We start from the raw sequence: 19,085 nt of genomic DNA, 5'->3' as shown, positions 1-19,085 counted from the left end.
TGGTGCCCGGCCGGCAACGCCTGTGCCGGTGGCCGTCACGATCGGCCCGGCGGCTACCGCTGGCGGCGCCTCTGCGGCTGGCGTAGAGCGCGCAGCCTCGAGGCTCGCTTGCAGCGCCGCCATCAGATCGAGGACGTTCGTCTGCTCCGCCTGCGGCGCGATGCGAACGTCCTCGCCAGCGATTTTGTGCTGGATGAGCTCCATGAGCTGGGCGCGGTAATCGTCCGTATACTTGTCCGGTTCGAACGGCGTCGACAGCTGCTCGATGAGCATTTTGGCCATCATCAGCTCTTTGTCGTTGACGGGCTTCGTCTGAACGTCGGCGAGGCCGGGCACCTGCTGCACGGAGCGGATCTCGTCGGGGTAGTAGATCGTCTCCATCGCCAAGCAATCGCCCATGACGCGGATCGCGGCGAGCGAGCTTTTCTGCCGAATCGATACTTTCGCAATGCCGATCTTGCCCGTATCGCGCATGGATTCCATCAGCAGATGATAGGCGTTGCCGCCCGCTTGGTCCGGCGCCAGAAAATACGTCTTCTGAAAATAAATCGGATCGATATCCGACAGCGCTACAAAATCGAGAATGGCAATCGTCTTCGACCGCTCGCCTCCGATGGACTCCAGATCGTCCTTATCGAGCAGTACGAAACGGCCTTTCTCATATTCGTAGCCCTTCACGATGTCGTCCATGGCGATTTCTTTCTCGCATGCGGGACACGTCTTCACATAGGAAATTGGGCTGCCGCATTCCTTATGAATCATCCGCAGCGAAATATCTTTGTCTTCGGTGGCTGAGAACATTTTGACCGGAACATGTACAAGTCCGAAACTGATCGCACCTTTCCACACCGTATGCATGGCCTACGCACCTCCATCGCGCTTATCGCGTTTTGAACAGATCATTACCAGCGTTCCCGCAATGAAGGCGATTCAACCGTTTCAAACGACCCATTTTTGATCAATAAATACGAGCGGATCACCTCTCTGCAATTCTCCTGACGGCGGATGGAGGATAGCCCTTCATCTCCTTGAACAGATTGCTGAAGTACGAGATGTCCTGAAAGCCGCAGCGTTCAGCCGTTTCCGTTACGGTGAAATCACCGTCTGCCAGCATCATTTCGGCATTATTGATCCGAATGTGGTTCAGATACTCCCTAAAGGTCGAGCCGGTGCTCTCCTTAAAGAGCTTGCCTAAGTAAACGGGGTTCAGATTCACGCGTTCAGCTAAGTCCCCCATCTTAAGCGGCTGGGCATAACATTCTGCAATGTATGCGGTAAGTTTCTTGATTCGTGGATCAACATGCATGCTCGTCTGACGGGTAAAGTTGCTCAACAGTCGATGCAGGATCAGCTCAAAGATCGCACGAGCTTGAATGAGATAGAACGGCTGCTTGCTCATCCATACTTGATTAAACTCTCTGATGTATCCCATGATTTCTTTCGTTATCATCTTCTTGGTTACGGTCCCGAATGGGAGGCGAATATCATTATGCGGAGAAGCCCAGTAGAAGTTGAAGGGAAATGCGTGCATAGGGCAAGCTTTGAAGGTATGCGCTTCTCGAACGCTGCCCCCCGGAACATAGATCAAATCGCCCGCCTCAACATTGTATGGTTCCCCGTTAATGTAATAGCGGGCCCTGCCCGCAATGACAAAGGTAAGATCGTGAAAACTGATGGTTGACCTTTGAATGGTCCAGTCAGGGAAACATTTGCGATCAACGAACAGAAAGATATTCGGCACGAGGTGGGGATGGTAGTCCAGTTCCATTGAAATTCCTCCCGAGTAGAAATGGTTAGACTATCGTATGAATCGTGGATGGAACCTTCAGGCTTGTGGCGGCGTTATTGCTTGTTGGTAGGAATTTAGCATGATTCGGATCGTAAAGTGGGCATAATGTAATAGCTGAAATCTCCTAGACTTTTACTTTTATATTGGTTTATTACAAATCATATTTAGAAACTCTATGGTTTGACAACCTGTCAGATTATACACTTTGCATAGGTTCGGAGCGTCGCAATTGCAAGCGTTCCTTACAGCCTTATACAAAATGAAAGCGCTGCCTTATCGCAGCCGAATGTGAAGGGGGATTCATAAAAATGAAGTTTCGTAAGTCAATGGGGATGCTGTTGTGCAGCTTGATGCTGGTGACTACGGCTGCATGCGGTTCAGGCGGGGAGAAGAGCAGCACGGAAACAGACAAAACAGGAGGCACGGAGGCGACGGCTCCTGCAGCAACGGACGCGGAGGATACTGGAGAAACAGCTGCAGATGCGGAAACAGATCCTGTCAGTACGACGCCGGAGCTCGATTTTGACATGGGCGGCAGAACGATCAAATGGGTATCCTGGTACGATGAATCGATCAAGGAAGACAATCCGGACAACATCGAGAAGAAGAAAAACCTGGATGCGCTGATGAAGAAACATAATTTCAAAATCGAATACGTAGTCGTTGATTACGGCGAGTATAAGGATAAGGTGACGGCCTCCCTAATGTCCGGAACGCCGGTCGGAGATATCATCCGTCTGGCTAGACCGTGGATGATTCCAACGTTGGTCAAGAAAGATATGTTCTGGCCGGTCGACGAGTACACGAAGAACGACAAGGTGTTCATTCAGCAATACACGAATGAATATTCGCTATATGAAGGCAGAGGGTATGGCTTCCGTGCAGGCATCAACGGCGCATCCTCAGGCATTCTATACAACCGTACCTTGATGGCGAATATGGGCATTAAACCGCTGCAGGATTATGTCAACGAAGGCAACTGGAACTGGGATACGTTCATGCAGGTCGCCAAAGAGGCGAACAAAGATACGAATAATGACGGGAAGCTGGATACGTGGGGGCTGGCCAGCGATTCGCTGTTGGTGCCGGCAATGGCTGCGAACGAAGCGAACCTGGTGGCAGACGGTAAACAGACGCTTGATAATCCGAAGACGCTGGAAGTGCTCAACTTCTTGTCCAAGCTTGCAACGGAGAAGATTGGCAGGCCGTCGGAAGGCGGGGACTGGACGGAGCCGGGACAGTTCTTCCGTCAAGGCAATACGCTCATGTATGCGGGCAGCGACTATGAAACGAACGATTTCCACAAGGATATGCCGGACATCGATATCGGCTTCGTTCCGTTCCCGAAAGGTCCAAGCGTGACGGAGTACCATTCCTTGTTAACCATTCCGAACTATCTGACCATTCCGAAGGCGGTCGAACATCCCGAGCAGCTGGTATACATTTATGAGAAAATCAACGATATCAAATCGGTGTACGACTATCCGAAGCAAGCATCCCTGGAATCGTATTTCAGCAACGAAGACGATGTGAACAACGCGAAGCTCGCGGGCGAGAGCATTAAAGTCGTCGAATCCGATAACGGTTATCCGGAAATGCCATTTTACGATCTCATCGGAGAAATTCGTGAGGGTGTATCCGTATCGACGGTTATCGAGAAGTATAAAGCCCCGTTCCAGGCGGCTGTCGACAAGATATGGAAACAGTAACAACTTAAATTGACGATATCCATCAAGGCAGCAGGCTCCCCCCGGGCCTGCTTTCTTGTCGTTAACAAAGTGTAAATGAATGCGGCGCATGAGATTGAACCCCTCAGGGCATATTTTTCAAAGAAGGCAGGTGCCTCGCACATAGCGCAGCATGTAAAGCGATCATAAGAACTTTACTCGACGAAGGAGTTGTCAGCACACATGGCACTGGACCGTAACCCGAGCGAGCAAGAAGGACGGGACGTAGATACCGATGCATGGCATGACGGACGAAGCAGCTATGAGATGGATATCGACCGGATGGTGAATGAAGGGCTTGGCGGGGGTCAGGTGACGACGCATAACGGCCTGATCGACGCTTCCACGACGGATTACATGGATACGAGCGAGGGTCCGATTGTAGGGGAGGAGAACTAAGTGGATATCAAGCGAGCGAAGCAAATCTACGAATCGCCGGGCACGATTGGCGTTCACCTTGAAGGAGAACCGGTGTGGATCGAGTCCGTCGATGAGGCGAATGGCATGGCAACGGTTCAGGTCGGCGGAACGCCGCAGAATACGCATACGGTATCGGTGGACCGGCTAGTGGAAGATAAGGGTTAACCACATACGGGGTAAAATGAAACAGCGCCATCGTCGATGCCTTTGCGGCACCACGTACGGCGCTGTTCTGCTTTCCTATTCTTAATCACTTGCGTTTGCGGCTTGCGGATCCATTCATTGCGTCCGGCTCCGGTAAGGATGGACTTCGCTTTCTCCCTGGCCGAGCGCGGTGCTCCGGCTTTCTTCTTCGAACTCATCGATGCATTCCTCCAATAGGTTATCCAAAATGCGGCAGTTTGCCTGAATTACAGGCTTACTGCTTCTCTATCAGCATATGCGACGGAACGAGCGGATGCAAGCAGTCTTTTCCTCCTTAACTTGATGATTATTCCGTTTATGCTTGGCGGGAATATGGGTAATATTATATGCTTTTATCATCCAAATTAAGGAGGGAATTATCATGTACGATATCGTCATTATTGGAGCAGGTCCAGCAGGCGCAAGCGCAGCATTGTTCACGGCCAAAGCAGGCAAATCTACGCTTGTGATCGACAGCGATCAGAGCATTACGAAACGCGCTTGGATCGAGAACCATTACGGAGTCGAAGCGATCAGCGGTCCCGATCTTATTGCGGTCGGCGTAAAGCAGGCAAGAAATTTCGGTGCGGAGTTCGTGCAAGGCAAAGCGGTGCAAGTCCTATCCGGCGAAGGCACTGTGTCTGTACGTACGGAAGACGGCACTTCCTATGAAGCGAAGCATGTAATTCTGGCGACTGGCACAGGTCTGACGGAAGCGCTGGCGGAAGCGAGCGGCATTGCTGTGAAACCAGGCACCGAGCCGCGTGTGAAGACGATTCTGGATGCCGATGCAGCGGGCAAGACGAGCGTTGCGGGCGTATGGGCGGCAGGCGCGGCGGCAGGCGTCAGCGTACATACGATCGTTACGGCGGGCGATGGCGCGAAGGTCGCGATTAACGTCATCAGCGAGATTAATGGAGAGCGTTACGTCGATCACGACGTCCTTAAGAGCTAGACGAAGCATTTCGAAGAATTAGCTAGAATGGGTTGGAACATATGGGCTGCATCTGCGGTATATCGGCATCATGCTGATCCCTCGCTGTGCAGCCTTTTTCATGCTTGTATTAAGGATTCGTTTCACAAGCGACAGATAAACCGATATAACATCTGATAAACGAAGGCCGGATATCAAAAAGTCGTGAATTTGATATTTTTTGAACGAAAATGATGATTTTCGGTTCAATTTGACCGAATTTTCATGTATACTATAGTTAGAATTGTTAGACAACAAGGAAGGAAGGGGTTCAATGGCACACATCCATCACAGTAGATTGACCAAGGTCGAAATTGCCCGCCGAATGATATTGATAACCATCGGGGCAATCCTTATGGCCGTCGCGCTAGAAATATTTCTAGTACCGAACAACATTATCGACGGCGGCATCACAGGTATCTCCATCATTTTCGGACACTTATCCGGTGTACCGATCGGCGTATTCCTGTTCTTCCTCAACCTCCCGTTCTTATTTATTGGTTACAAGCAGATTGGCAAGACGTTCGCATTATCCACTTTATATGGTGTCGTCGTTATGTCGCTCGGCACATTCCTGCTTCACCCCGTGCAAGCTTTCACTGATGACACGTTCCTGGCAGCTATATTCGGCGGTCTCATTCTAGGTATTGGCGTTGGCATCGTCATTCGTTCCGGCGGATCGCTGGACGGTACCGAGATCGTGGCCATACTCATTAATAAGAAAATCCCGTTCTCCGTTGGCGAGATCGTTATGTTCTTTAACTTCTTCATTCTTGGCAGCGCAGGCTTCGTGTTCGGATGGGACCGCGCGATGTACTCGCTTATCGCCTACTACTTGGCTTACAAATTGATCGATATTACGATCGAAGGCTTCGACGAGTCCAAGTCGATCTGGATCATTAGCGACTCGTCGGAAATTATCGGCGATGCGATCATGAGTCGTCTTGGCCGCGGCGTTACGTATTTGCATGGCGAAGGCGCCTTCTCTGGCGGCAGTAAGAAAGTCATCTTCTGCGTCATTACGCGATTGGAGGAAGCGAAACTCAAATCGATTGTGCAGGAGATCGACGAATCGGCCTTCCTTGCCGTCGGCAACATTCACGATGTGAAGGGCGGACGTTTCAAGAAGAAGGACATTCACTAGTCATTTCACGTGAACAAGCCGCATTCGCCAGGCTCTAAGCCTTGCGAATGCGGCTTTTTTCGTTGGGAGCAAGGTCGACTGTCATTGATACCATTTGTTGCGGCACTCGTCGACGCCCGATATAATAAGGTCAACGCAAGAAGACAAGGTGAAACGGTACGGTACATTGCGTTTCATTCGGAGATAGAGACGAAAGCGGCATGGGGGCGGAATGATTGGACGAGTTCGCAAGCATCGGTCATTGGACCGCTGAGCGCCAGTCCGCGCAGTGGCAGAAGGAACGAGGCGTTGTATTAGGCATTGGAGACGATGCCGCCGTTGTTCAATTGCCGGACGTACCGCAGCAGCAGTGGCAGTGGGTGCTCGCGGTTGATACGATGGTGGAGACGATCCATTTTAACGATATAACAATGTCGGCTTCGGATATTGGCTACAAAGCGCTTGCCGCCAATGTAAGCGACGTTGCGGCGATGGGCGGATTGCCGATGCATGCGCTCGTGTCGGTCAGCGTGCCGCCAGCCTGGGGGCCGGATCGAATGAGGTCGCTGTACGATGGATTGTATGAGTGCGCGGATCGATATGGTGTAGCCGTTATAGGCGGCGATACGACTTCATCGCCGCAGCATCTCGTTGTCGCGGTTACTGTCGTCGGCAGGGTGGAAACCGGGAAGGCGCTGCAGCGCTCGGGTGCGAAGCCGGGCGATGTCATATTCGTAACAGGCCCGATCGGGCAGTCGGCTGCCGGTCTGCATGGCTTGCTGGGGGGACAAGCGGCGGTTATGCCTGAACCGCTTGTGCGGGCGCATCGACGACCATCGCCTTCGGTATTAGCAGGCAGGCTGTTGCAGCAGCGCGGTACCTGTACGTCGCTCAATGATGTGAGCGACGGCGCGGCCAGCGAGGCTTGGGAAATCGCGGAGGCATCCGGTGTGTGCCTGCTGCTGCGCGATCGACAGCTCCCTAGGAGCGGTGCGCTGATGAGCTATGCGGCAGACGCCGGACAGGATGCGTTGGAATGGATGATGTACGGCGGCGAGGATTATGTGCTGCTGGGTACGATTGAAGCTGGAGATGCGGAAGGCGCCAAGGCGGCGCTGGAGGCGGAAGGCATTCCGATGTTTATCATCGGCGAGGTCGAGGAAGGCGGACCGGATGTTCAGCTTATTACCGGCGGCGCTGGGAGCTCCGCAGCAACGGAGCGGAGAAGGCAGCTGCAGAAGCGCGGATATAACCATTTTGGCTGAGGATCTGGATAGAGAGACAGCAGTTAAGTACAACCTCTTTAAGGGAACGGTGAAGGTATGAATACGCGATTAGTAGAAGTAGCGGCCTGGGAGGGCCACGCGGAGAAGGAGACGGTTGCTCTCGCAGAACGTCTGGCGCATTGGGCAGAGCCGGGCGCGGTGCTCGCGCTTGACGGCGATCTTGGAGCGGGCAAAACTCGCTTCTCCCAAGCGTTCGCTGCGGCATTAGGCGTTCCGGGCATCGTGAACAGTCCGACGTTTACGATCATTAAGGAATATGAAGGGCAGTCGATGCCTTTTTACCATATGGATGTTTACCGCCTGTCGATCGAAGAAGCGGATGACTTAGGACTGGACGACTACTTCTTTGGTGAAGGGGTTACGATTGTCGAGTGGGCGAGCCTGATTGAAGAATTGCTGCCGCCGGATCGGCTCCATATTCAGCTTGTTCATCTAGGCGGACAAAGCCGTCGGTATGAGCTTATGGGCATCGGCGGGCGTTATTCTAAGCTAGTGAAGGAACTGGCAGAGGAGCAGCGCAGGCGGCGTGGGGAGGAACAGTCATGACCGGGATCAAAGAAACGCTCGATTCGGCGAAGCCGATCGTAGCGGCGCTTGATACGTCAACGGCGGCGATGGCGATGGCGATCGTACGCGGTAATGAGGTGCTCGGCGAAGTCCAGTCGATGGCGGAGCGCAACCATTCGGTTGAAGTCGTATCCAAGCTGAAGGCGCTTATGGCTGATTGCGGCGTCACGGCCGATACGCTTGATGGCATTGCAGTTGGACGAGGTCCAGGCTCGTATACGGGAATGCGGATTGGCGTAACAGTGGCTAAGACGCTTGCTTGGGCTTGGAACAAGCCGATTATTGGCGTATCGAGCCTTGAGGCGCTCGCCTATGGCAGCTTGCCTGCGGAGGATGACGGCAGCGAGCATTGGTTTGTGCCGCTCATGGATGCGCGTCGCGGCCAAGTGTATACGGCTGCTTGGGCCGCGGGCGGAGAAGTGAACAGCACATGGGTGCGTTTTGCTCCGGATGCCATTCGACTGATGGCGGATTGGGTTGACGAGCTCGCGGATCGCGCAAGCGCTTATTCGGAGTTCCATGAAGAAGAAGGCTCGCTCACGATTGTCGTGTGCGGCGATCTGGAGAAGCATGAAGAAGAGGCTTCACGATTACAGCAGCTGTGCGAACAATGCGGCGTTCGTGTCCTGTTGTCTCCTTCGTTGATGGCGGGTCGCAGCAGTGCGCTGCTGGGAGCGAAACGTCTCGCGCGCGGCGAGCAGGACGACGTGCATAGCTTTGTGCCGAACTATACGCAGCTGACTGAGGCAGAGGTTAAACTGCGCGAGAAGCAAGCAGCGGAGCGTGATGGGCGATGAGCAGCGGTACGCAGCAGTCGGCTGTCATGTTCCGAGCCATGCGGATAACGGATGTTCCGGACATTATTGCGATCGAACGAGAAGCTTTTACGACGCCATGGACGGCGGAAGCGTTCATTAACGAGCTGACGCATAACCATTTTGCCCGCTATATTGTGATGGAGGATCATACGGGTATTATCGGTTATGGCGGCATGTGGACGATTATTGACGAGGCGCATGTGACCAATATTGCGGTGCGGCACGATCGCCGTGGAATGGGCCTTGGCGAGAAGCTGCTGCAGCGGCAGATGGAGAGTGCGGCCGAGTATGGCATGCAGCGAATGACGCTTGAAGTGCGCGTCTCGAACGATCGCGCGCAGCGGTTGTATGAGCGGCTCGGCTTCGAGCCTGCCGGCATACGGCCGGGTTATTATTCGGACAATAATGAGGATGCGCTCATCATGTGGGTCGAACTTGATGCGTCTAAGACGGGAGAGCAGCCAGGATGACAGAACAGAAGGAACAGGTAGCAGGGGAGCAGGGGAGCCTGCTGCTCGCAATTGAAACAAGCTGCGACGAGACTTCGGTCGCAGTCGTGCGCGATGGCAAGCAGATTCTGTCGAACGTGATCTCGAGTCAGATCGAGACGCATCGGAAGTTCGGCGGCGTCGTGCCGGAGATCGCTTCGCGCAAGCATGTCGAGACGATTACCGTCATGATGGAGGAAGCGCTGGAGCAGGCTGGCGTTGCGCCGAGCGAGCTGTCGGCTGTTGCGGTCACGCAGGGCCCAGGGCTTGTTGGCGCATTGCTCGTAGGCGGTGTTGCTGCGAAGACGTACGCGATGGCGCTGGACATCCCATTGATCGGCACGCACCATATTGCAGGGCATATCTATGCCAACGCATTGGTGCATGACATCGTTTATCCATGCGTTGCACTCGTTGTCTCCGGCGGACATACGGAGCTCGTTGTGCTGGAGCGGGAAGGCTCGTTCCGCATCGTTGGACGTACGCGCGACGATGCAGTCGGCGAGGCTTACGACAAAGTTGCGCGTGCGCTCAACTTCCCGTATCCGGGAGGACCGCATATCGATCGTCTTGCGATCGAAGCGGAAGAGGTCGTTGAGCTGCCGCGCGCGTGGCTGGAGGCGGATTCGTATGATTTCAGCCTGAGCGGCTTGAAATCTGCGGTGCTTGCCGCGATCAACCAAGCGCGGATGAAAGGCGAGACGCTTAATACCGCTGCACTGGCTCGCGGCTTCCAAGAGTCTGTCATCGATGTGCTCGTCGGCAAATCGATGCGTGCGATCCAGGAGTTCGGCGCTCGCCAGTTGCTGCTGTGCGGCGGCGTTGCAGCCAACCGCGGCCTGCGCGCTGCGCTGGCGGCGAGCTGCGAAGCGGCAGGCGTGCCGCTGCTTGTGCCGCCGTTTGCGCTGTGCACGGACAACGGCGCCATGATCGGCGCGGCCGCGCACCTGAAATGGAAGAGCGGCGAGTTCACCTCGCTCGATATGAAAGCCGATCCGCTCCTCTCGCTGGAGGAGTGGTCGGTGGCAGCACCTAAACCGGTCGAATGACCGGTTTTTTTTCATTTTTGGGCAAAAGTCATTTGACAATGCCGCTACTACGTGTTACTTTGTAGTAGTAGTCAGTAACACTGCATACCAGCCATACTTTATAGCGGTAGTCAGTAACACTGCATACCAGTCGTACAGAATAGCAAAGGGTGATTGTGTTGGAAAACTTAACGGAAATGCTCAAAGGAGTGCTTGAGGGCTGTGTCCTTGACATTATTAGCCGCCAAGAAACATATGGTTACGAAATTACGCGGCAGCTGAATGCCCTCGGTTTCTCGGATGTAGTGGAGGGAACGGTGTATACGATCCTGATCCGGCTTGAAAAAAACAAATTAGTGGAAATCACCAAGAAACCTTCCGACATGGGACCGCCTCGAAAGTTCTTCGCGATCAACGACGAAGGGCGTAAGGAACTTCGAATGTTCTGGGAGAAGTGGGAGTTCGTCTCATCGAAAATGAACGAGTTAAAGGAGAGAAAACAATGAATTTCTGGGAGAAAATTACGGGCAGCGACATGACGAAAGCAATGAAGGATTTCGAATCGCGAATTAGCAAGCTGCCGGCCGATTATCAAGCGGCATGGAGTCAAATTAACGTTCATCTGTGGCCGCATACCGATTTCACCGGCCGCAATCTGATGCCTATTCTGGACGGCGTGGTCGGCTTGCTCGAAGAGACGGCAGCAGACGGTCAGAATGTGCAAGAGGTGCTAGGCGACGATATCAAAGGCTTCTGTTCAGCGCTCGCTGGCGAAGAAGGCGCAAAGTCCTATCGTGACAAGTGGCGTAAGCAGCTCAATAACAATATCGCTAAAAAATTAGGCAAATAGGAGGAATTAACTATGAGTATCAGAGATATCATCGAAGGTAAAAAACAGTGGCGCGCGCACGTGGCGCGCGTCAAATCGCTCCCGCAAGATTATCAAATCGTGTATAAAGAAATTCAAAAATATCTCTTCAAAGTCGGCCCTGTCGAGCTGACCGACGGTACGGGTTTGCTCTCGGGGATCGTCGATCTCTTCGAGGAAGGCGCGGCTTCGAAGAAAGGCGTGCTCGAGGTGACCGGCAATGACGTGGCTGCGTTCTGCGACGAATTAATCAAAGATTCCAAAACATACGCTGACCTTTATCAAGAATCCGTGGACAACAAGTCCAAGAAATAGCTGGCGTGGATCAATCACAGTAATAGGAGGAGGGAAATCGGGATGGTAAAAGCAATCGAAGTGAAAGGTCTGCGGAAGTCTTTCAAGGGCATGGAGGTTCTAAAAGGTGTCGATTTCGAAGTGAATCGGGGCGAAATTTTCGCCCTGCTCGGCTCCAACGGCGCGGGCAAGACGACGATCGTCAGAATCTTAACCACGCTGCTTAAGCAAGATGCAGGCGCTGCCATCGTAAACGGTTTTGACGTCACGACAAAGCCCGGCCATGTACGGCAGTCGATTAGTCTCACGGGGCAGTTCGCCGCGGTAGACGAGATATTGACCGGTCGGGAGAATTTGATCCTGATCGCGAAATTGCGGCATCTCAGTCATCCGCGACAGGTTGCGGATGACTTGTTGAATCGCTTCGGGCTGACGGACGCCGCTGACCGCAAGGCGTCTACCTATTCGGGCGGCATGCGCCGCAGGCTTGATATTGCCATGAGCCTGATCGGGAAACCGCAGCTCATTTTTCTCGACGAGCCGACCACCGGGCTTGACCCCGAGGCGCGCATAGAAGCATGGAAGGTCGTCAAGGAGCTTGCCGAAGGCGGCACGACTGTATTCCTGACCACGCAGTATTTGGAAGAGGCTGAACAACTTGCCGATCAAATCGCCATTTTGCATGAAGGCAGAATTATTAGCAAGGGCACGCTTGCGGAACTGAAGAAGCTGTTCCCTCCCGCAAAGGTGGAGTATGTGGAAAAACAGCCTTCGTTGGAAGAGATTTTCCTTGCGATTATCGGCAAAAAGGAGGGGGCGTAACGATGAACGAACATTTTGTCAGCGATATGGGCGTCATGCTTGGACGTTCCATGCGACATGTTTTCCGGAGTGTGGACACCATCATCACGGTGTGCATCACGCCGATTGCGATGATGCTGCTGTTCGTCTATGTGCTGGGCGGCGCAATCCAGACCGATACGGATAACTATGTGAACTATCTGCTGCCCGGCATCCTGCTGATTGCGATTGCTAGCGGCATTTCCTATACGGCATACCGCTTGTTCATGGATAAGCAGCGGGGTATCATAGAGCGGTTTCACTCGATGCCGATCGCGCGTTCTGCTGTACTGTGGGGGCACGTATTGACCTCGCTGGTATCCAACTTCCTTTCGCTTGCGGTCATCATGATCGTGGCGCTTATTATGGGCTTTCGCTCATCGGCTGGGATTCTGTCGTGGCTCGCTGTAATCGGGATACTCATGTTGTTTACGCTGGCTTTGACCTGGGTTGCGGCGATCGCCGGATTGACTGGAAAATCGGTGGAAGGTGCCAGTGCATTCTCCTATCCGCTCATCTTCCTTCCGTTTATCAGCTCAGCCTTCGTACCAACCGATTCGATGCCGAAGGTCGTTCGCGCCTTTGCCGATAACCAGCCGGTGACTTCAATCGTGGAAGCGATTCGTGCACTGCTGTCAGGTCAGCCTGTTGGCAATGAGATTTGGATCGCGCTTGCATGGTGTGTCGGAATTATGCTCGTCGCTTATTACTTCGCAATGCGGGCTTACAACCGGAAGGCCGCTTAATGCTTGCAACACAGGACATTCGTGACTCGTAAACGTTGTTTGCACTTTTCAGATACTGGGGTCCCCGCATCGAAGAAGTCTGAAAATTTAGTGTTTGACAGATATAGACTGCTGTGCATATAATGACTCCAACAGATTCACGAATATGTTCCAAACGCGAAGAACAGGAGCAGTAGAGATTGCCGGGTATGGCGGGCATGGTCGCAAGACGTGCTTGCCGCTAGAGAGCTGCGGGGTGGTGCAACGCAGTCGAAGGAGATTTCGAAACTCGCCTGGGAGCGGAATGGCGGAACCGATTGAGGATGACGACGGTCATCGGATACGGACGTACGTCATTACGGTTTACCCCCGTGAGAGGGTGCGCTTACCGTCATGATCCGGATATGACGAAGCGCTTAAGGGGGCATTCACGCTTAGCATTTAAGCGGAGTGTCAACAAGAGTGGTACCGCGCGGGCACACAAGCCTGTCGTCTCTTGCATAACTGCAAGGGGCGGCAGGCTTTTCTTGTTGTCATTCGCAATGTTGGCGTGAACGTTCAAGCGCATTTGGCGCGTATTCGACTTCGACCAATATGGATCTGGGAAGTAAAACGAAAACTTGGAACAATCAATCGATAATGAAAGACCTGACCATACATGAACGCGATGAACAGGAGCAGTACAACCGATTCGGGGTACAGAGAACTGCGGGGTGGTGCGACGCAGTCGAACGACGGTTGGAAACTCGCCTGTGAGCGGAATGGTGGAAACTTACGATCGTCATCGTATGACGGGAGTTGGTGTACACCATTACGGCCGATCCAGCCGTTACCCCGGATGCTGAGCGCACACCCTCCCGAGGGCAGTCACGCGCTTGGCGCCAAAGAGGACATCGCATTCGACCAGAAGCGATGTCAACGAGAGTGGTACCGCGGCAGCGGCTTGGAAGCAAGCCTGTCGTCTCTTATTGCAAAGGTGAGAACCGGAGCGGGAGACGATGGGCTTGCTTTTTTTGTACTTAGCAACCTTTAGCCCATACTTCCGATGCAAGTTCATTGTTCGCAGGGAGCAGGAGCGAGACAGCAACTCAAATAATCTTAGGAGGCTAACCCTATGACAACTTTTAACGCAAATACAAACGCGAACGCTATCGATAGCATGAAACGCATTCAAATCTTCGACACGACGCTGCGTGACGGCGAGCAATCGCCTGGCGCTTCGATCGATTCCGGCCGCAAAATCATCATTGCCCGCCAGCTGGCGAAGCTGGGCATCGACGTCATCGAGCCGGGGTTTGCGATCTCTAGCCCCGGCGACTTCGCGGCGATCCAGCAAATTTCCCGTGAGCTGCACAATGTTGAAATTGCAGGCTTCGCTCGCTGCGTCAAGGCGGATATCGAAGCTGCTGTCCAAGCCACACAGGATGCAGCACGCCGCAGACTGCATCTGTTCATCTCGTCTTCGGACATTCACTTGAACTTCCAAATTCGCAAATCTCGGGAGCAAGTGATCCAAATCGCCCGCGACATGATCAGCTTCGGCAAGCAGTTCGTGGACGAGATCGAGTTCTCGGCGATGGACTCGACACGTTCGGGCATCGAGTTCGTGACGGAGCTGGTTGAAGCGGCGATCGGTGCAGGCGCTACGATCATCAACCTGCCGGATACGATGGGCTACGCCATTCCGAGCGAGGTAGAGGAGCTGTTCCGTACCGTACGCCGAGAAGCGCGCGGCGCCGATCGCGTCCGCTTCAGCGCTCACTGCCACAATGATCTGGGCATGGCGGTAGCGAACAGTCTGGCTGCGATTCGAGGCGGTGCAACGCAGATCGAAGTGACCGTCAATGGCATCGGCGAACGTGCCGGCAACTGCTCGCTGGAAGAGCTGGTCATGGCGATCGAGACGCGCAAGGATGCGATGCAGGCGGAGACGGGCATCGTGCAGGCGGAAATTTTCGAGACGTCGCGTCTGGTCAGCCGGACGATGCGCTTCCCGATCGCTTTCAACAAGCCGATCGTCGGACGCAACGCTTTCCAGCATGAATCGGGCATCCATCAGGATGGTCTGCTGAAGAACCGCAACACGTATGAGATTATGGACCCGGAAGCGATGGGCATTCCGCGCAATATGATTATCCTCGGCAAATCGTCCGGCCGTCACGCGATCAAGCACCGTCTGTCGGAATACGGCATCATCGTCAATGATGAGCAGATGCAGACGGTCTATGAGAAGTTCATCGTCGCCGCCGATAAGCACAAAATCGTCTCCGACGTCGAGCTGATCCGCATGGCGGGCGAAGCGACGGATACGCAGCCGGATCCATACGTATTGACCGACCTGCAGGTCGTCTCCGGTACGCAACGCTCGCGCGTCGCATCGGTGACGGTGAAGGAGGCCAGCGGCAAGGAACGCTCCTACTCCGCAGTTGGCGAAGGGCCGGTCGAAGCCGTTATCCGCTGCATTCAACAAGCGATACCAGCCGCAGCGGAGTTCGAGGACCTGGAGCTGCACTCGTTGTCGACGGGTGAGAATGCGTATGGCGAAGCGGTCGTCACGATTCTGTACGGTGGACGGAGGTACCGCGGCACCTCGATTCACAAGGACATCATACTCGCTTCGGCTCAAGCATACGTGGCAGCGTGCAACCAAGCGATTATGAGCGGCGGCAGCGATCAGGCAGGGACTGTACAAGGCGAAGAGTCGGCTGTATAATCTGCTCCAATATTTGTAATGCGGAAGGGGACGACAGGATGGGGAGCAGCATTGTCGAGTATTATAATCAGTTCGATGAATGGGGAAGGCTCGATCGCGAGCCGATCGAATTTCTTGTGAATTGGTATTACATGCGCAGGAGCTTGCCAGCCCAAGGTCATATTCTCGATATTGGGGCAGGTCCCGGCAAGTACGCCATGGCGCTGGCACAGCATGGTTACGAGGTTACGCTGGCTGATCTGACGCCTCGGCTGGTCGACATCGCCAAGAGCATAGCGGAGCAGCTCGACATTACGCAGCAGTTCCGCGGGTTTGACGTTGCCGATGCGACAGATCTCACTCGTTATGGTGATGCTGCGTTCGACGCAGCGCTCATGCTGGGTCCGCTCTATCACTTGCAGCAGGATGCCGATCGCATCCGCGCCGTTCGCGAGCTTCATCGCGTCACGAAGCGAGGGGGTCTCGTCTTCGTCGCTTTCATGACGCGAACTCGGCATCTCATGACCTCCCTTGCCGATCCGCTTCAGTGGAAGCCTAACCATGAGCCGGAAGGCCTCATCGCCTTCGCTCAGACTGGCGAGTTCAATCATACGGATGCGGGGCGATTCACCGGCGCCTACTACTTTGGAATCGACGAGATTGAGCCGTTCATGGAGGCGCAAGGATTTCGAACGATTGCGCTCATCGGCTCCTCCAGCATTGCCGGCAGTTTGCGGGCTGAACGGTTCGATTACTGGCATTCATTCGGCGAGGAACGATTCCAGGAGATAATGGATGTGGTTTACCGTGAGGCGGCCAATCGCTTCAATCTAGGCTCATCCTCTCACTTGTTGTACATCGGGCAGGCCGAGTAATACGAGGTCATCATTGCGAAAATCACCGAAAGTATTCCGACACTTTTTCGATAAAACTGACAAAGACGGTCCAAGAGGCTCTTGCAGCCAATTGGACCGTCTTTTTTCACATTATCCACAGCGATGTGTGAAGTGTGTGTAAATTTTCCAATACCGCGTCCGAACGCGCTTCCTAGCAAATTGATACTGTTATGTAAAAGTGGACAACTTTTTCACAGGTGAATTGTGGACAATGTGGATAACGTGGATAAAAGGCATGTCTTTTGAACTAAGGGAGCAATGCGCAAGCCAATGCCGTGATATAACAGGCGTAAATTCGACTTGCATTTCGACAGAATTGTACAACAACTTGTTCAGGGGTGTGGATAAACCTGTGGATGAGGTGAATATCCGAATAAATGGCAAATGCATAACTGCTTTCGTGCAGAGAAATACTGGATGGGGAGCGTAAAACAGGAGCACTGAGATTTCGAAAGCAACGCGGTACATTTTCGACAAAACGATCCATTATCCAACATGAAGCTTGAATCGAGGAGGCGGCAACGGTGACGGGTAACAACAACAATGGGCTCGGAGCAGGCGGATCGGAAGATCAGCGCTTCAGCGAAGGAGAGTCGGAGCTGACGCTGACGAACCGGCAGGGACATCCGATTACGGATAACCAGAATGTCCGGACAGTCGGACGCCGGGGACCAACTACGCTGGAAAACTACGATTTCCTTGAGAAAATATCGCACTTCGACCGGGAGCGCATTCCGGAACGAGTCGTGCATGCGCGCGGAGCGGGTGCTCACGGCTACTTCGAGGCCTACGGCAAGGTAGGCAATGAACCGGTCGCCAAGTATACGCGGGCGAAGCTGTTCCAGGAGGCTGGCCAGCGGACGCCGGTCTTCGTACGGTTCTCCTCTGTTATTCACGGCAACCATTCGCCGGAGACGCTGCGAGACCCGCGCGGATTCGCGGTCAAATTTTATACCGAAGACGGCAACTGGGATCTGGTCGGCAACAACTTGAAGATCTTCTTCATCCGCGATCCGATCAAATTCCCGGACATGGTGCATGCGTTCAAGCCGGATCCGGTAACGAACATCCAGAGCAACGAACGGTTCTTTGATTTCGTGTCCAACTCGCCGGAAGCGACGCATATGGTCACGTTCCTGTTCTCGCCGTGGGGCATCCCAGCCAACTATCGTCAAATGCAGGGCTCGGGCGTGCATGCCTATAAGTGGGTCAATGCGGATGGTCAAGCGATGCTCGTGAAGTACCATTGGGAACCATTGCAGGGCGTTAAGAACTTGACGGCTGGCGAAGCGGAGAAGATTCAAGGCACCAACTTCAACCACGCAACGCAGGACTTATATGAAGCAATCGAGCGCGGCGATTATCCGGCTTGGGAGCTGAACGTACAGCTGATGACCGACGACGACCATCCTGAGCTCGACTTCGACCCGCTCGACCCGACGAAGCTGTGGGATCCTGAGAAATACCCGTTCTTGCCTGTTGGGCGGATGGTGCTGGACACGAATCCGACCAACTATTTCGCAGAGGTGGAGCAAGCGGCGTTTGGTACAGGCGTTCTGGTCGATGGCCTCGATTTCTCGGACGACAAGCTGCTGCAAGGACGGACCTTCTCGTACTCCGATACGCAGCGGCATCGGGTCGGTACGAACTACCTGCAGCTGCCGATTAACGCGCCGAAGAAGCATGTGGCGACCAATCAGCGGGATGGTCAGATGGCGTATGAGGTTGATCTCGCTCCGGGTCAAAATCCGCATGTCAACTACGAGCCATCCTCGCTCGGTGGTCTGCAAGAAGCGCCGCAGCGCGGCAAGGAGCATGAACCGCTTTACAATGAGCGGTTAGTGCGTCAGCAGATCGACCGGACGAACGATTTTGCCCAAGCGGGGGCGACCTATCGCAGCCTCGATGAAGTAGAGCGTGCGGATCTCATTGCGAACCTGGGCGGAGCGCTTGCGGAGTGCAAAGACATCATTCGCAATCGGATGGTCGAGCACTTCACGAAAGCCGATCCGGAGTACGGCGCGAATGTGGCGAAGGCGATCGAAGAAGCGCTTGCGAAGCGTGCGAGCGCGCACAGCGGCATTACGTCGCAGAACGGCGACGCGATGGAGATTGCATCCGAGCTTGGTCACAAGAGCGACGGCTATTAATTGAAGCAGTCGAGCAGAGGGAGACTCTGCTCGACTGCTTTTATTTGGGTGGCAACCCCCTCCAAACGACGCACCAACACTCGAATCTCGCTCCTCAGAATGGAATAAGTGTGTCTCAACCACACTTAATCGTCCGCAAACCTGATTCGCAGCCAATTAAGTGTGGTAAACCCCCGCCTAACTACGCACCAACTATCGAATCTGGCTACTCAGAATGG

21 protein-coding genes and 1 other annotated feature are annotated in these 19,085 nt (G+C 54.0%); of the genes, 18 read left to right on the top strand and 3 right to left on the bottom strand.

The window, feature by feature from the left end; genetic code table 11:
• On the bottom strand, positions 1–858 hold an 858-nt coding region (gene ku / locus SBI19_RS28650; RefSeq protein WP_317972945.1), incomplete at its 3' end, for a non-homologous end joining protein Ku.
• Between the two features lie 118 nt (positions 859–976).
• A complete protein-coding gene (locus SBI19_RS28645; protein WP_317972944.1) occupies positions 977–1,768 on the bottom strand; it encodes a helix-turn-helix transcriptional regulator in 792 nt (263 codons plus the stop codon).
• Between the two features lie 329 nt (positions 1,769–2,097).
• Here SBI19_RS28645 and SBI19_RS28640 point away from each other — a divergent pair, with 329 nt between their 5' ends.
• The 3 genes from SBI19_RS28640 to SBI19_RS28630 all read left to right on the top strand — a co-directional run bounded on the left by SBI19_RS28640 (position 2,098) and on the right by SBI19_RS28630 (position 4,101).
• Entirely contained in the window at positions 2,098–3,498 is a 1,401-nt protein-coding gene (locus SBI19_RS28640; RefSeq protein ID WP_317972943.1) for an ABC transporter substrate-binding protein, read from the top strand.
• 201 nt (positions 3,499–3,699) lie between these two features.
• A complete protein-coding gene (locus SBI19_RS28635) occupies positions 3,700–3,915 on the top strand; it encodes a hypothetical protein (RefSeq protein WP_317972942.1) in 216 nt (71 codons plus the stop codon).
• Positions 3,916–4,101, top strand: a complete 186-nt coding sequence (locus tag SBI19_RS28630) for an H-type small acid-soluble spore protein (protein WP_317972941.1) — start codon at positions 3,916–3,918, stop codon at positions 4,099–4,101.
• Here the strand turns inward: SBI19_RS28630 and SBI19_RS28625 are convergent.
• The gene (locus SBI19_RS28625) at positions 4,098–4,298 is read right to left on the bottom strand and encodes a hypothetical protein (RefSeq protein ID WP_317972940.1); all 201 of its coding nucleotides are present in this window, start codon (positions 4,296–4,298) and stop codon (positions 4,098–4,100) included. The two genes, SBI19_RS28630 and SBI19_RS28625, sit on opposite strands and share 4 nt — an antisense overlap.
• 203 nt (positions 4,299–4,501) lie before the next feature.
• Here SBI19_RS28625 and SBI19_RS28620 point away from each other — a divergent pair, with 203 nt between their 5' ends.
• The 15 genes from SBI19_RS28620 to SBI19_RS28550 all read left to right on the top strand — a co-directional run bounded on the left by SBI19_RS28620 (position 4,502) and on the right by SBI19_RS28550 (position 18,867).
• Positions 4,502–5,074 (top strand): FAD-dependent oxidoreductase, encoded by a 573-nt coding sequence (locus SBI19_RS28620; protein ID WP_317972939.1) that lies wholly within the window; start codon positions 4,502–4,504, stop codon positions 5,072–5,074.
• Between the two features lie 292 nt (positions 5,075–5,366).
• Complete coding sequence (locus tag SBI19_RS28615) at positions 5,367–6,236, top strand: YitT family protein (RefSeq protein WP_317972938.1); 870 nt, start codon at positions 5,367–5,369, stop codon at positions 6,234–6,236.
• Between the two features lie 215 nt (positions 6,237–6,451).
• Positions 6,452–7,480: a thiamine-phosphate kinase gene (thiL, locus tag SBI19_RS28610; RefSeq protein ID WP_317972937.1), complete on the top strand. Its 1,029-nt coding sequence runs from the start codon at positions 6,452–6,454 to the stop codon at positions 7,478–7,480.
• 57 nt (positions 7,481–7,537) lie between these two features.
• Positions 7,538–8,047: a tRNA (adenosine(37)-N6)-threonylcarbamoyltransferase complex ATPase subunit type 1 TsaE gene (gene tsaE / locus SBI19_RS28605; protein WP_317972936.1), complete on the top strand. Its 510-nt coding sequence runs from the start codon at positions 7,538–7,540 to the stop codon at positions 8,045–8,047.
• Positions 8,044–8,865: a tRNA (adenosine(37)-N6)-threonylcarbamoyltransferase complex dimerization subunit type 1 TsaB gene (tsaB, locus tag SBI19_RS28600; protein WP_317972935.1), complete on the top strand. Its 822-nt coding sequence runs from the start codon at positions 8,044–8,046 to the stop codon at positions 8,863–8,865. The genes tsaE and tsaB overlap by 4 nt, the downstream gene beginning before the upstream one ends.
• Positions 8,862–9,356, top strand: coding sequence for a ribosomal protein S18-alanine N-acetyltransferase (gene rimI, locus SBI19_RS28595; RefSeq protein ID WP_317972934.1), 495 nt, complete (start codon positions 8,862–8,864; stop codon positions 9,354–9,356). The genes tsaB and rimI overlap by 4 nt, the downstream gene beginning before the upstream one ends.
• Entirely contained in the window at positions 9,353–10,423 is a 1,071-nt protein-coding gene (tsaD, locus tag SBI19_RS28590; protein ID WP_317972933.1) for a tRNA (adenosine(37)-N6)-threonylcarbamoyltransferase complex transferase subunit TsaD, read from the top strand. Before rimI ends, tsaD begins: the two co-directional genes overlap by 4 nt.
• Positions 10,424–10,599: 176 nt before the next feature.
• Complete coding sequence (locus SBI19_RS28585) at positions 10,600–10,908, top strand: PadR family transcriptional regulator (protein ID WP_317972948.1); 309 nt, start codon at positions 10,600–10,602, stop codon at positions 10,906–10,908.
• Positions 10,905–11,252, top strand: a complete 348-nt coding sequence (locus SBI19_RS28580; protein ID WP_317972932.1) for a DUF1048 domain-containing protein — start codon at positions 10,905–10,907, stop codon at positions 11,250–11,252. Before SBI19_RS28585 ends, SBI19_RS28580 begins: the two co-directional genes overlap by 4 nt.
• 12 nt (positions 11,253–11,264) lie before the next feature.
• Positions 11,265–11,585, top strand: coding sequence for a DUF1048 domain-containing protein (locus SBI19_RS28575; RefSeq protein WP_317972931.1), 321 nt, complete (start codon positions 11,265–11,267; stop codon positions 11,583–11,585).
• A 42-nt stretch (positions 11,586–11,627) separates the two neighbouring features.
• Positions 11,628–12,386: an ABC transporter ATP-binding protein gene (locus tag SBI19_RS28570; RefSeq protein WP_317972930.1), complete on the top strand. Its 759-nt coding sequence runs from the start codon at positions 11,628–11,630 to the stop codon at positions 12,384–12,386.
• Positions 12,387–12,388: 2 nt separating this feature from the next.
• Positions 12,389–13,150: an ABC transporter permease gene (locus SBI19_RS28565; RefSeq protein WP_317972929.1), complete on the top strand. Its 762-nt coding sequence runs from the start codon at positions 12,389–12,391 to the stop codon at positions 13,148–13,150.
• A gap of 637 nt (positions 13,151–13,787) precedes the next feature.
• Positions 13,788–14,098 (top strand) — a binding site (T-box leader).
• Positions 14,099–14,288: 190 nt separating this feature from the next.
• Positions 14,289–15,842 (top strand): 2-isopropylmalate synthase, encoded by a 1,554-nt coding sequence (locus SBI19_RS28560; RefSeq protein WP_317972947.1) that lies wholly within the window; start codon positions 14,289–14,291, stop codon positions 15,840–15,842.
• A 38-nt stretch (positions 15,843–15,880) separates the two neighbouring features.
• Positions 15,881–16,696 (top strand): class I SAM-dependent methyltransferase, encoded by an 816-nt coding sequence (locus SBI19_RS28555; protein ID WP_317972928.1) that lies wholly within the window; start codon positions 15,881–15,883, stop codon positions 16,694–16,696.
• A gap of 545 nt (positions 16,697–17,241) precedes the next feature.
• Complete coding sequence (locus SBI19_RS28550) at positions 17,242–18,867, top strand: catalase (RefSeq protein WP_483312350.1); 1,626 nt, start codon at positions 17,242–17,244, stop codon at positions 18,865–18,867.
• Positions 18,868–19,085 lie beyond the last annotated feature (218 nt).

The organism is Paenibacillus sp. CCS19 (genome assembly GCF_033239625.1).
Lineage (GTDB): Bacteria > Bacillota > Bacilli > Paenibacillales > Paenibacillaceae > Paenibacillus_T.
Note: the sequence above shows the minus strand (reverse complement) of the source record. Positions and strands in the feature narration are given on the sequence as shown.

What these genes read in the sequence shown, in the direction of transcription:
- SBI19_RS28560 (WP_317972947.1), top strand. Translation starts at nt 14,289, where the DNA reads ATGAAACGCATTCAAATCTTCGACACGACGCTGCGTGACGGCGAGCAA.
- SBI19_RS28555 (WP_317972928.1), top strand. Translation starts at nt 15,881, where the DNA reads ATGGGGAGCAGCATTGTCGAGTATTATAATCAGTTCGATGAATGGGGA.
- SBI19_RS28645 (WP_317972944.1), bottom strand. Translation starts at nt 1,768, where the DNA reads ATGGAACTGGACTACCATCCCCACCTCGTGCCGAATATCTTTCTGTTC.
- SBI19_RS28570 (WP_317972930.1), top strand. Translation starts at nt 11,628, where the DNA reads ATGGTAAAAGCAATCGAAGTGAAAGGTCTGCGGAAGTCTTTCAAGGGC.
- tsaE (WP_317972936.1), top strand. Translation starts at nt 7,538, where the DNA reads ATGAATACGCGATTAGTAGAAGTAGCGGCCTGGGAGGGCCACGCGGAG.
- SBI19_RS28585 (WP_317972948.1), top strand. Translation starts at nt 10,600, where the DNA reads ATGCTCAAAGGAGTGCTTGAGGGCTGTGTCCTTGACATTATTAGCCGC.
- SBI19_RS28635 (WP_317972942.1), top strand. Translation starts at nt 3,700, where the DNA reads ATGGCACTGGACCGTAACCCGAGCGAGCAAGAAGGACGGGACGTAGAT.
- SBI19_RS28640 (WP_317972943.1), top strand. Translation starts at nt 2,098, where the DNA reads ATGAAGTTTCGTAAGTCAATGGGGATGCTGTTGTGCAGCTTGATGCTG.
- SBI19_RS28620 (WP_317972939.1), top strand. Translation starts at nt 4,502, where the DNA reads ATGTACGATATCGTCATTATTGGAGCAGGTCCAGCAGGCGCAAGCGCA.
- rimI (WP_317972934.1), top strand. Translation starts at nt 8,862, where the DNA reads ATGAGCAGCGGTACGCAGCAGTCGGCTGTCATGTTCCGAGCCATGCGG.
- SBI19_RS28580 (WP_317972932.1), top strand. Translation starts at nt 10,905, where the DNA reads ATGAATTTCTGGGAGAAAATTACGGGCAGCGACATGACGAAAGCAATG.
- SBI19_RS28565 (WP_317972929.1), top strand. Translation starts at nt 12,389, where the DNA reads ATGAACGAACATTTTGTCAGCGATATGGGCGTCATGCTTGGACGTTCC.
- tsaB (WP_317972935.1), top strand. Translation starts at nt 8,044, where the DNA reads ATGACCGGGATCAAAGAAACGCTCGATTCGGCGAAGCCGATCGTAGCG.
- SBI19_RS28625 (WP_317972940.1), bottom strand. Translation starts at nt 4,298, where the DNA reads ATGAGTTCGAAGAAGAAAGCCGGAGCACCGCGCTCGGCCAGGGAGAAA.
- SBI19_RS28575 (WP_317972931.1), top strand. Translation starts at nt 11,265, where the DNA reads ATGAGTATCAGAGATATCATCGAAGGTAAAAAACAGTGGCGCGCGCAC.
- tsaD (WP_317972933.1), top strand. Translation starts at nt 9,353, where the DNA reads ATGACAGAACAGAAGGAACAGGTAGCAGGGGAGCAGGGGAGCCTGCTG.
- SBI19_RS28615 (WP_317972938.1), top strand. Translation starts at nt 5,367, where the DNA reads ATGGCACACATCCATCACAGTAGATTGACCAAGGTCGAAATTGCCCGC.